At 53.2% G+C, this 12,156-nt stretch carries 12 protein-coding genes; 11 read left to right on the forward strand and 1 reads right to left on the reverse strand.

Annotation, left to right across the window (positions count from 1 at the left end; genetic code table 11):
- Positions 1-160: 160 nt before the first annotated feature.
- The gene (locus GGC63_RS25280; protein ID WP_192704681.1) at positions 161-706 is read right to left on the reverse strand and encodes a TetR/AcrR family transcriptional regulator; all 546 of its coding nucleotides are present in this window, start codon (positions 704-706) and stop codon (positions 161-163) included.
- A gap of 228 nt (positions 707-934) precedes the next feature.
- On the opposite strand from GGC63_RS25280, the gene GGC63_RS25285 reads away from it, so the two are divergent.
- From GGC63_RS25285 to GGC63_RS25335, 11 genes are all read left to right on the forward strand, one after another.
- Entirely contained in the window at positions 935-1,993 is a 1,059-nt protein-coding gene (locus tag GGC63_RS25285) for a metallophosphoesterase family protein (RefSeq protein WP_192704682.1), read from the forward strand.
- Between the two features lie 154 nt (positions 1,994-2,147).
- Positions 2,148-3,137, forward strand: a complete 990-nt coding sequence (locus GGC63_RS25290) for a quinone oxidoreductase family protein (RefSeq protein WP_192704683.1) — start codon at positions 2,148-2,150, stop codon at positions 3,135-3,137.
- A 176-nt stretch (positions 3,138-3,313) separates the two neighbouring features.
- Complete coding sequence (locus tag GGC63_RS25295; RefSeq protein ID WP_192704684.1) at positions 3,314-4,153, forward strand: helix-turn-helix transcriptional regulator; 840 nt, start codon at positions 3,314-3,316, stop codon at positions 4,151-4,153.
- Between the two features lie 258 nt (positions 4,154-4,411).
- Positions 4,412-5,125 carry a GntR family transcriptional regulator gene (locus GGC63_RS25300; protein ID WP_192704685.1) on the forward strand — a complete coding sequence of 238 codons (714 nt, stop codon included), beginning with the start codon at positions 4,412-4,414 and terminating at the stop codon, positions 5,123-5,125.
- A gap of 199 nt (positions 5,126-5,324) precedes the next feature.
- Positions 5,325-6,149 (forward strand): ABC transporter permease, encoded by an 825-nt coding sequence (locus tag GGC63_RS25305; protein ID WP_192704686.1) that lies wholly within the window; start codon positions 5,325-5,327, stop codon positions 6,147-6,149.
- A gap of 15 nt (positions 6,150-6,164) precedes the next feature.
- Positions 6,165-7,211, forward strand: coding sequence for an ABC transporter ATP-binding protein (locus GGC63_RS25310; protein WP_192704687.1), 1,047 nt, complete (start codon positions 6,165-6,167; stop codon positions 7,209-7,211).
- Between the two features lie 30 nt (positions 7,212-7,241).
- Positions 7,242-8,432, forward strand: a complete 1,191-nt coding sequence (locus GGC63_RS25315) for an extracellular solute-binding protein (protein WP_192704688.1) — start codon at positions 7,242-7,244, stop codon at positions 8,430-8,432.
- Positions 8,433-8,439: 7 nt separating this feature from the next.
- The gene (locus GGC63_RS25320; RefSeq protein WP_192704689.1) at positions 8,440-9,276 is read left to right on the forward strand and encodes an ABC transporter permease; all 837 of its coding nucleotides are present in this window, start codon (positions 8,440-8,442) and stop codon (positions 9,274-9,276) included.
- Complete coding sequence (locus GGC63_RS25325; protein WP_192704690.1) at positions 9,277-10,605, forward strand: hypothetical protein; 1,329 nt, start codon at positions 9,277-9,279, stop codon at positions 10,603-10,605. It begins immediately after the preceding gene.
- Entirely contained in the window at positions 10,602-11,087 is a 486-nt protein-coding gene (locus tag GGC63_RS25330; protein ID WP_192704691.1) for a hypothetical protein, read from the forward strand. Before GGC63_RS25325 ends, GGC63_RS25330 begins: the two co-directional genes overlap by 4 nt.
- A complete protein-coding gene (locus GGC63_RS25335) occupies positions 11,071-12,090 on the forward strand; it encodes a CehA/McbA family metallohydrolase (protein WP_225948495.1) in 1,020 nt (339 codons plus the stop codon). Before GGC63_RS25330 ends, GGC63_RS25335 begins: the two co-directional genes overlap by 17 nt.
- The last annotated feature ends 66 nt before the right edge of the window (positions 12,091-12,156 follow it).

Genomic DNA, 12,156 nt, shown 5'->3' on the forward strand with positions numbered 1-12,156 from the left:
AAAATCCCCCCCCAAGTAAGAATAGACCGTATAGAAATAAATTCTACACGGCCCTCCAAAAAACCTATTAAATTGATACGTTTGTCAACAGTCCCGAACCGGCGGTTTTTTTCGTGGGGGACATCCGGAAATGCTTTGATCAGTATGATCGGGCGGGCGGCTAAAGGCTTCTCTCGAGCAGTGTCCCAACTTGTTTCGCCATTTCTTCAGGCGGGTACGGCATATCATTTCTGATCCACCATTCAATGACACCTACATAAGCGGTTCCCGCATATTGCAGCATAACATTTTCGCTTAGATCCTTATTTTTTCCGCTTTCTCTATCAATCTCGCCTTGAAACCCTTCGGTAATATAATCAAGAAGCCGTTTTCGAAATGAAGGGGCCCCTTTACTCGCTAACATAGTCGAAAAGAATACATAGTTTTTTTCAAAATATTCGAAAAAGGGCAAGAGTGCGCTGCTCCAATCCAATCTGCAAGCCCATTCACCCATCTCCCTTAATTCGTTAATGTATGACTCTATAAGCTTGTCCAACAGATCAAATTTGTCCTGATAATGAAGATAGATAGTACCGCGGTTAATATTTGCCCGGTCGGCTATATCCTGAATGGTAATTTCATCGAAACTTTTTTCCGTCATTAATTCAATAACCGCTTTTTTCATAGCTTCTTGTGATTTAAGAATTCTCCGGTCCACTTTGGTCATCGTAACTATTCACCAAGCTTTCATAGATATTGAGCATTTTCAAACACTGTGTTGAATAATCAACAGATTACGGATCTTTAACCATTGATAAGCATAGTCTTACTTATATAATAATAGACGTAAGTTGATTAATCAATTGAGTTTGATTAACAGTATGAAGTTAACGCTTATTTATGCCAAGAAGAACGGAATTCATAACCTTATTCTGAAAGGAAAAATCATTACTCAATGACAAGACGAAACTTTATTAAATGGTTGATCGCAGCTGTTTGGGCGAGTATCCTAACCATTTCTGGACTTATTACGTCCCGCCGATTTCGAGGGGCTGAGGGCGATAATAGAGCGATGCCTTCGACGGCTGCACCACCAGGCAGTGTAACAGATGAGAAGCAACCAACGGAAGACGCTGGACCGTTACTATCCTTTTTCATTATAAGCGACCTGCATATCAACTCGGGAATTACCGCCCAATCCAATCACCTGCGAAAGGCTCTTGACGATATAAAGACGTTCGGAGATAAAGTACAAGCAATCGTTATTACCGGGGATATTACCGATTCGGGAACAACGGCTGATTACAGGGAGTTCAAAAATATCATGTCACGATACGAGCTTCCGCCGGTATATGCCAATATGGGGAACCACGATTATTATAATGTTTGGATCGGAAAGGATGGTGCATGGAATCATGATTCGTTCCCGAACGGTAAGACCGATAGCATGGCTCGGCAGGCGTTCACATCCATGTTCAATCTTGAGAAGCCTTACCATGACGTGTGGCTGAACGGGTTCCATTTTATTCTCCTGTCGCAGGAAGCGTATATTCAGGAAAGACCGGAAGTGGGCGAAGGCGCATGGTACTCGGACGAGCAAATGAGCTGGTTTCGGAGCAAGATGGCAGAAAACAATGACGGTAAGCCTGTCTTTGTTATGATTCACCAAGAGCTGCCGCCGATAGGCCAGGATGGAGGCAATCATATGCTGATCAAAGCCAAGGAGTTCCGAGAGATCTTGAAACCATACCGTAACGTATTCGTTTTTTCCGGGCATACGCATCAGGACTTTACCGTAAACACGGAGCATTATATCCAAGAAACGTTCCACTGGTTCAGGAACTCGTCAATTGGTCTCGTGATGAATACCAAATACGAAAATGTAAGGAAGGATGCTGCACAAGGCTTGTACATAGAGGTATATCCCGACAAGGTCGTGCTGCGCGGCCGTGAATTCAGCGACCGGACATGGATTAAAGAAGCAGATTGGTCTGTTCTGATTTCAGAAAGCTAATGCTGCATTTTGTATGGCAAAAGACAAATGGCCTGTCCCAGCCGAGGCGAAACCTGTTACTTTTTATACCCGTATAAACTGAACCTGTCTGCCTTAGACCCTCCTTGGTAAGATAATCCCATGAATATTACTATTTTTCCTGGAGGTTATCACAATGAAATCGGTTGTTATTGAAAGAGCAGGCGGGGCAGAGGTGCTTAAGGTCAAGGAAATGCCGGGGCTTGCACCCAGATATGGGGAGATGATCATAGATGTAGCTTATGCGGGCGTCGGGCTCGTGGATATTTTGATCCGTAAGGGCGAGTTCACCGAGCTATTTCCTTTTCCGCTGACTCCAGGAATTGAGGTGTCCGGATATGTCCGCTCCATAGGAGACGGGGTGGAGGGATTCCGGATCGGCCAGCCGGTTGCTTCTATGAAGCTGCTTGAGCTTGGCGGATACGCCACTCAGGCCAGAGTAACACCTCAGCTTACAGTACCGCTAGATGCGCTGGAAGGAGAGCTGAGCATGGCCGAGGCGGCGGCCTCCATCGTTAACTTGACTACAGCCTACATGGCGGTCAAGCAAGTGAATCGGATGCGGGAGGAGGACACGGTTCTGGTTCATGCCGCAGCAGGCGGACTCGGCAGCTTTCTCGGGCAAGTCGCCAAGCGGTTTGGTGCATCGAGGGTACTTGGAACGGTTGGTTCGCCGGATAAAATCAAATTGGCCGCATCGCTTGGATACGATGAACTGCTGCTGCGGTCGGATTTTGTGGAGGAAACGAAACGGATTGCAGGAGCACAGGGCGTCGATGCCGTGTTTGACCCGGTCGGCGGAGAGACGCGGGCTCGCAGCCTGGAGCTCTTGAGACCGCTCGGACAAATCGTCGCTTTGGGCAATGCCAGCGGCGGCGAAGTGCTGCACAATACGAACGATATTTGGTTGGGCAACATGAACATCGCCGGATTTAACCTGGGGGCGTATGCCGTCTATGATCCGAAAGCCGTGGGCCAAGCGGCATGCGAGGCGATGCAGCTGCTTGCCTGCGGGAAGATCCGCTCGGAGGTGTACGGCATCTACCCGATGGAGAACGCATCCGAGGCGCACCGTCTGCTCGAGAGTCGGCAAACATCGGGAAAACTAGTCCTGCAGATGGGCTAAGAGTTATCGCTTTATTGTTCCCTGCGGTCTTGTGAACACTCGCAAAAAGGGGATTACCCTGCTGCCTCTAGCCCGCCCCAAGCGCGGACTGGAGGCTTTCTTTTGTGGCGGGAGGGATGGTATCATTAGAATGTTATAGTTGAGGAAACGCTGAACATCTCGGAGGTGCTGCTGCAATGACGCAAACCCGGAATTTGCTCGGGGAATTTTTAAAATCGCGCAGGGCTAGGCTTCAGCCAAGTGACGTCGGTATGGGCGGGGGATATGGAAGAAGGAGAACCCCTGGACTTCGCCGTGAAGAGGTGGCGGAGATTGCCAATGTCAGTACCACCTGGTACACGTGGCTGGAGCAAGGGAGAGATGTCGCCGCTTCCAGGGAAGTCATGGAAAATATCGCCAGGGCACTGCTCCTGTCGCCTGACGAAAAGCTGCATGTCATGCGGCTGGCGGGATTCGGCGATCTTCCGGAATGGTCCGCACCAATGCCCTTCACGCCGGTGGAGCCGGGAATACAGAAGATCATTGATCAATTCATGTATCCCGCCATTATTGTCAACCGCCGGACCGAAATCATGGCATGGAATCACATAGCGCCGCGATGGTTGTATGACTTTCTGGCAGAACCCGGAATGGGCCGCAACATGGTCTGGTCCATCTTCATGAATCCATATTTGCGGGATCGCGTCCTGAACTGGGAACAATTTGCCGCTTACAGTGCCGCCATTCTCCGTGCATACCATGGACAATCCAGCGGGGACCCGTGGTATGAGATGTTTGCGCAAAAGCTTTCCGAGGAAAGTGAGGAATTCGCGGTGTTATGGGAGCGGCATGATGTCCGGGAGAAGCAGGCGCAGCCATTTCAGCTTGACCACCCGGATCTTGGCCCGCTATCCTTTGAAATCAATACCTTTGCCCATATTAACGGCAATGAGGACATTCACTGCTGCGTCTTTACGCCGATGGAGGGCACAGGAACCGAAGAAAAGCTGAAGCTTGACGTGCAAAAAATGCCGTAACCGATCATCCGGATGCGGTGTTTTTTCATTTATAGGCTATGCTTAAAACTCATATTTACGTCGTATGAAACCGGACATGCTTTGAATGTTGAAATGCTTTTTTGAGCTTAGTCTTCGAATCCCTTGCGGCCGCCTAAGCCCCGATCAATTGCAAAGGGTGGTTAGGCCGTTGTAACCGGTCAGCACAGCGTTGACAAGTTTCCATGCTTCGTTCACAATAGGAAGTGTAAAGATGTCTAGAGGAGTAGATGTTATCTTATGCTAGCGAAGCAGCAATTGATCAAGCAGTCCCTGGAGTCCATGATGGAGAACGGGCAGCTGCGCGTCGGCCAGCGTCTTCCGTCCGAGCTGCAAATGGCCAAAGAATTCGGAGTCAGCCGCGAAACGTTCCGGGCTGCGGTCCGCATGCTGGAGAAAGAAGGGAGGCTGCTTGTCAAACACGGCGTAGGGACCTTCGTTATTCAGCCGCTGCCGCTTATCCCGAGTTCGCTGGAGAAGCTGACGAGCATTGGCCATATCATCCGGACGGCGCAGCTGGACGAAGGGGAAAGCCGCGTGTCTCTCAAGACGGAGGCTTGCTCTCCGGAGGCTGCGCGGGCGCTAGACATCCGTCCGGGCGATGAAGTTGTTATCCTGGAACGCGTGCGCACCGCGGAGGGGGAACCGGTCGCCTTCTCCATCAATATAATTCCGCGCAGTATTGCCGGTGATGCCTTTGACCAAGGCGAATTCCACGGTTCACTGCTGGATTATTTCGAAAGCCGCCTCGGCCGCAAAATTACGACGGCGGATTCGGAAATTTGTGTGCCGCTTCATATCGACCGCAATTGCCAGCGGCTGCTGCTCCATCCGCAAACGACAGTCCTGCTGCTAAAGCAGGTACATTATGACGACGCCAACAAACCTGTGCTATATTCGCTCGATTACTTACGTAACGATGTGTTTACGTTCCGGATTCGGCGCACAACGTAATTCCACAGCTTCCGATTAAGCCCCGGTCTGTCCTTCAGACCGGGGCTTTTCATTGATTACTAATCCATGCTTCCAACACCCTGCGTATCGTCCAAGCCTTTACAAATTATTTATCCCCGCTTGATGATCTGCTAATAATCATCGGCTATTATAATCCTATAGATGTCTATACCTCTTAGAAAATGGAAAGGAGCTTTGTATGAGCTGGAACCTGAGAATCTTCTCCGGCAAAGCGTGGATCGAATGGGCTGTCCTGCTGATCTTCGCCATCTTCTTCATGGGACCGCTGCTTAATCTATTGGTGCTGGCTTTCTCAGGAAAGTGGCAGTATCCTGCGATTTTGCCTCAGGAATGGTCGCTCTCCTGGTGGACCTATGTATTGACCCAGAACGAGGTGATCGAATCCATCTCACTCTCCTTCGGGATCGCCGCGGTCGTAACCCTGTTGTCTGTCATCCTCTGTTTGCCGGCGGCTTATGCGTTCGCCCGGATGCGGTTTCGCTTAAGCAAGCTGTTTTTATTTTCGTTTTTGTTAACCCACGCTTTTCCCAAGATGGGGCTGTACGTATCGATTGCAGTTCTCTTCTATAAGCTGAACCTGATGAATACGTTTCTCGGTGTCGTGCTCATTCATATGGTCAACACGCTGATGTACATGACCTGGATTCCAGCGGCGGCCTTCAAGAGCGTCCATCTTTCCCAGGAAGAGTCGGCGCGGGATGCGGGGGCCGGTCCGTTCCGTGTGTTCTGGTACATCACGCTGCCGATGGCGCTTCCCGGTATCGTCGTTGCCTCGATCTTCACGTTTCTTTCTTCTCTGGACGAGGCCCAGGGAACCTTTATGGTCGGCATCCCGGATTTTCGTACGATGCCGCTGATCATGTATACGATCGTTCAGAACTATCCGACGACCGCGGGAGGGGTGTTCTCAATACTATTGACACTGCCCACGCTTCTTCTGCTGCTAGCCGCACGTCGTTTCATCAGCGCCGATGTATTATCGAGCGGATTTACCATCAAATAGGGGGCATAGGATGCAATGACTTTCCAACAACCTCAGTTATCGATTCAAAACTTCATGAAGGTGTTTAAAACGGGGGATGGAGTCAAAGGCGTAAGCCTGGATGTAAACAAAGGGGAGCTCGTAACGCTTCTCGGCCCGTCCGGCTGCGGCAAGACGACAGTGCTCCGCGCCGTAGGGGGCTTCCTGGAACCGGACAGCGGAGACATTCTAATCGAAGGACGAAGCGTCCTCCAAGTGCCGCCGGAGAAGCGCCCGACAGCGATGGTGTTTCAAAGCTACAACCTGTGGCCGCATATGACGGTATTCGATAACCTCGCTTTCGGCTTGAAAATCCGCAAGAAGAAAAAAGAGGAGATACGCGCCGCCGTCGATAAGGCGCTGCAGCTTGTTCGTCTGCCTGGCATCGAGAGCAAGATGCCTGGTCAGCTGTCCGGCGGCCAGCAGCAGCGGGTTGCGGTCGCCAGAGCCTTGCTTCTTGAGCCGGCGGTGCTGCTGCTCGACGAGCCGTTCTCGGCGCTCGATGCGAAGCTCCGGTTCGAGATGCGCGAAGAGCTGCGGGATATACAGGCAAGCACGGGCCTGACGATGGTTTTCGTCACGCACGATCAGGAGGAGGCGCTGTCGATCTCCGACCGGATCGTTGTCATGAATGCCGGACGCATCGAGCAAATCGATACGCCTCAGCGCATCTACGATCATCCGGAGACGTTGTTCGTTGCCCAATTTATCGGACGAATGAATTTCCTGTCCGGACGCGGGCACGGAGTTTCGGTCGATATTCAGGGACGGAGCTTCCCGGTCGGGCGCGAGCTGGACGGGGCGGTTACCGCAGCGGTCCGCCCAGAGGATGTGTTCATCTTCGAATGGGAGGGAGAAGACCGCGCGGACGTGTTCCCCGCGACGATTCGTCAAGTGATGATCCTGGGACATTACGCCGAAGTGACGGCCGACACCACCGCCGGACCGGTCAAGCTGTTCGTGCCCCGTGAGCGGGCTGTGTCGCTTCATTCCGGACAATCCATATCCATCGGTTTCACGCGGGTAACCGCATATGCAGGATAAATAGGTAACGAATTTGAGGAGGCGGCATTGATGAAAAAAGGGTTGAAACAAATCAGAGTTCTTAAGGGCAAGACCTTGGTGCTTGCCGCTGCGGCGATAGTTGTCGCTCTGAGCGGCTGCGGCAAGGTAGAACAAGCTGCTACGAATGGCGGTGCGGTGGGAGCTGCACAATCCGGCGGAGCGAAGCCTGTCGAAATCAACTTCTACTTCTCCGGCTCGGCCAACGTCAAGGAAATGTGGGAGACGCTGGCGCCGCAATTCGAGAAGGCGAACCCGGAAATCAAGGTCAAGCTCGTTCATTTGCCGGACGGTCAGGCTGAGGGAGCGGCGATCGACAAGGTGCTTGGCGCCAAGAAAGCAGGTCAGAAAAGCATCGACATCGATGTGTTCGAGACCGGGCTAAGCAATCTGACCAAGGGTGAAAAAGACGGCGTATGGCAGAAGCTCGATCAGTCCATGATTCCGAATTTGGGCAAGGTTGACTCCGCCTACATGAACGACGTTCATCAGCTGGCCGTGCCTTACCGCGCTTCCTCTGTCGTACTGGCCTACAACAGCAAGAATGTACCCGAGCCGCCGAAGACGGCGGACGAGCTGTACGACTGGATCCGCAAGCACCCGGGAAAATTCGCGTACAACGATCCGGCTACCGGCGGTTCGGGATCATCGTTCGTTCAGACGGCAATTTATAACTTCCTTCCTCCCGAAGCGATTCACAACGAGGATCCCGCAATCATGAAGCAGTGGGATAAAGGCTTTGCGCTGCTCAAGGAGCTCGGGCCTTCCATGTATCAAAAAGGCGTTTATCCGAAGAAAAACCAGGGCACGATGGACATTCTGGCGAGCGGTGAAGTCGACATGATCCCCGCGTGGTCAGATATGGCGCTCGAGCAGCTGAGCAAGAAAATGCTGCCGGATACGATCAAGCTGACCCAAATCCAACCGGCCTTTACCGGCGGCCCTTCCTACATTGCAATTCCGGCAATGTCGGAGAAGAAGGAAGCGGCGCAGAAATTCATTAATTATGCCTTAACCCCCGAAGCACAGACCGTCGTTATCAACAAAATGTACGGTTATCCGGGGATTAAGTGGTCCGAGATGCCGCAAGAATTACAGAAGAAGTTCGAAAGTGTAGCTAAGGGCTACCGCACCTTCACGATCGGCTCGCTCGGCGACGAAATCAACAAGCGCTGGCAGCGTGAAGTAGCCGGAGGCAACTAAGAATGCTATGAATAACAAACAGCATAATTATCTAGGGATAGCGATGGTTATCCCTTCTTTTCTCATTCTGCTGCTCGTCGTCGTTATTCCGATCGTGCTTGCGGTACTCGAAAGCTTCAAGGACGATGACACCGGAGCTTTTACGCTGAGCAATTATACCTTCTTGTTCGCCGATTCCTTCATGAGACGCAATATCGGGTTCACGCTTAGCATCACCCTGGTATCGATGGTAATCGTCATCTTCATCAGTTATTTGCTTGCGATGTATTTGCGGTTTAACCAAGGGAAGATTGCCGATTGGATTCGGCGGCTCTATTTTATTCCCATGTTCATTCCGTCGGTTATTGGTACCTACGGCATCATCTCGATGTACAGCAATCACGGCTGGCTGGCGAGATTTGTACTGCTTGCGGGAGGAGACTACTTTCCGAAAGTTATCTACAGCTACAGCGGAATCGTTCTCGCGAATCTATGGTTTAACATTCCGTTCGCAACGATGATGCTCAGCTCCGCACTATCGGGCATACCGAATTCCATCGTGGAAAGCGCCAAGGACGCGGGCGCCGGGCGGCTGCAAATTTTGCTGCGCTTTATTATCCCGCTGTCCTACAAGACCATGCTCGTAGCGATGACGTTCGTATTTATGGGCATCATCGGCAGCTTCACCGCGCCGTTCCTGATCGGTCCGAATGCGCCTCAGGTGCTTGGCGTCGCGATGGAGCAGATGTTTGGTGTCTACAAGGAGATCGGCCGGACGAGTGCAACTGCTGTTTTTATGTTCATCCTGTGCTCGTTCATGGGTTATTTCTACATTCGCAGTATGATTCAGGAGGAGCGACGATAAATGAAACAACGGATGATGTTTTACGAACCGGCGGTTCCTGTACTGGTGGATGCCGGACAGGAACTTAAACTGAAGTTCCAGATGGACAAAGCGGGGCTTGCAGAATTTGCGTTAACCGCAGCCTGCGACGGGGATTGGCTGATTGAAGGCAAGGAATCCGTCCTGCTGCAAGTGCTGCTGAACGGGGAATACAATCAGGATGTGATTGTGTTCTACGGCGACCGCTGGCTGAAATACCCTCGGCTGCTCGGTTATCTGGAGCCAGGCGATTACGAGCTCGAGCTGCGGTTTCACGAACAATCTTCTCCGGGCACACGACAAGCGGCCGTAAAGGCGGCGGCCATCTACCGGGTGGACCGCGATTCCTCGCTCGGCATGATTTACCGGTACGCCCCCATGCTGTACGGCAGAGATTTGGGTCATCCGGTCGAGAGCCGCTACACGGACACACCGCTATTGATGCTGTACACGCTAACGCAAGGGGAGGACAGGACGGTCATTGAATATCACGTGCTGTACAGCCACGAGGACGAGGGAACACCGGCTCCTATGCTCATGTCCAAATGGGGACGTCTGACCGATATCGAGTGGACACTTAGACTAGTGCTCGATGGTGACGGAGCGATTATGGATTCCGTCTATCAAGGACTTCATCATAGAACAACCCCTTTTAGGGGCGAATTTGTGCTGGGAGGTCACCCGGCGCTGCAATCGGCGAGTGCTCACGGCATGGTCACCGATGTTCCGACCTCGCGTTACCGGATGCTGCTTGCCCCGGTGTACTGCTGGAACCCGGCGATCGAGCCGCGCGAGAGGGTGATGGACGCTTACCCGTACACGTATCAGATGATGGCTTGGGAGCTGGAACGGCACCGCCGCTTGTCGCAATTAATCGCCATGGGCACGGGCTCCGAGCCTTGGCAAGTGACGGATGTGAGGGAGTATTTATTCGTTCAGACATCCAAGTGGGCGGAGGACCCGGTGCTGCAAAACCGTACATGCGTCGATATACGCGTTAGGCTGAAGGGAAGTGCTGCGGTGTACTCCGGCTCGTTCGGGGACCTTCGCGCAGGGGAGTTCCGGGCCGCATATACAGGGCCTTACGAATGGTTCACCACGTCAGTGAAGCTCCCTGCAGGGACGGTCCTAGGCGATATTGAAGCGATTGAGGCAGAGCTGCTTGGAGGTGGCGACCACGCTGTGACGGTTCGCGGGCTGAAAGCGTTCATGCTGGAGGCCGATTATTTGCCGGGCGACGCCGTAGAGACGCTGGAGGAGCTGCGCTTGACAGTTGACGAGCCCGTCGGATCGCTGTGGTGCGCACCATGAGAATATTAATGGAAGCGCAAGGCACCTTGACGCCCGTGATGTCCAAGACTCAGGTCGTGTACGCGTTTCCGCTGCCGGAAGGCCTGGCCGGGCTGACGATCCATTTCCGCTACTCACCTAAATTGCTGGAGAATACCGAACGAGCCGAAGAGCTGATCCGGCAATCGGCCCCGAGGTACATGGCGGAGCCCCAGCTCAGCCGTTATTTGGAACGCTGGGAGGATGCGCTCCCGCTGTCCAACTTGCTTACGCTGTCGCTCGATGATCCGAGCGGCTTCCGCGGAGCGGCGCATCGACATTCGCCGGAGCAGTCGCACCGGGTCGGCCGGACCGAAGCGTCGCCGGGATTTCTCCCGGGACCGGTGGCCGCAGGGATATGGCGGATCACCATCAGTGCTCATGCCGTTGTCACGGAGGATTGCGGCTATTCCTTGAAGGTGACGGGCTGGAACGAAGGGGAGGCTTATGATGGGCTTGCATAATAAGGGAGAAACCGCAGAGGAACGGTGGCTTGCCTGCGAGCTTCATACCCATACGTATCACAGTGACGGCCGCCATACGCTGCGTGAGCTGGCGCTCGCCGCAGCGGCGCTGGAGCTGGACTGGATAGCTCTGACCGATCATAATACGACCTCGGGGCTGCTCCACAAGGAAGAAGCCGAGCACGAGTCCGGCATCTCGATAGAGAACGGGCTGGAATGGACGACCTTTTACGGTCATATGCTCGTCTTGGGGTTGCCCACCGGGAGCTATGCGGATTGGCGTATGTTGGGCGTCAACGATTTGGCGTATGGATTGCGCGAGGTGAAGGCGCTAGGCGCTTTGGCCGGTCTCGCGCATCCGTATCGGGTCGGCAGTCCCATGTGCACCGGCTGTTATTGGGAGTACGAAATCGAAGATTGGCGCGACATCGATTTTATCGAGGTATGGTCAGGCACGTTTCCCGCCGTGAAGACAAGTAATCAGCGGGCGTTTGCCCTATGGACGGAAGCGCTGAACCGGGGCTATCGCATAGCGGCGACCTGCGGCCGTGACTGGCATGATTCGGCGCCGGACGCAGCGGAGCGGGAGCCGGTCGCCGTCACCTACATCGCTGGCGATAATCCGGTGTCGGGCATTGCCTGCGGGGCAGTCGCCGTGTCAATGGGGCCGCTTCTGACGATAACGGCCTCCGGAGAGGGCGGAGAGACGGGCATCGGCGGCGTCATGAAGCTTATGGAGCGATCCAAGACGATCGAAGTATCGGTTCATTTGGATTTTGGGCGCCGGGCTGCCTGCTGGTCACTGCCTGAGCAGACGCTTGAGGTTAAGCTAGTCGGCAACGAAGGGGTTATCCAATCGATAGCGCTGCCGTCAGGCGTTCGCGAGACAAATGTCTCTCTTGATGCTTCCTCTTTATCATGGCTTCGGGCGGAGCTGTATGGCACGATGAACAGGTGCCGGACGATGATTGCTTTTACTAATGCCATCTATATCGAGATCTGAAATAACGAACTAGGCCGCCGATATGGTCGGCGGCTTTGCGTTGGGCGTGCTGCTATGTCAATCGTT

It is taken from the genome of Paenibacillus sp. OAS669, assembly GCF_014873645.1.
GTDB classification, from domain to species: Bacteria; Bacillota; Bacilli; order Paenibacillales; family NBRC-103111; genus Paenibacillus_S; species Paenibacillus_S vulneris.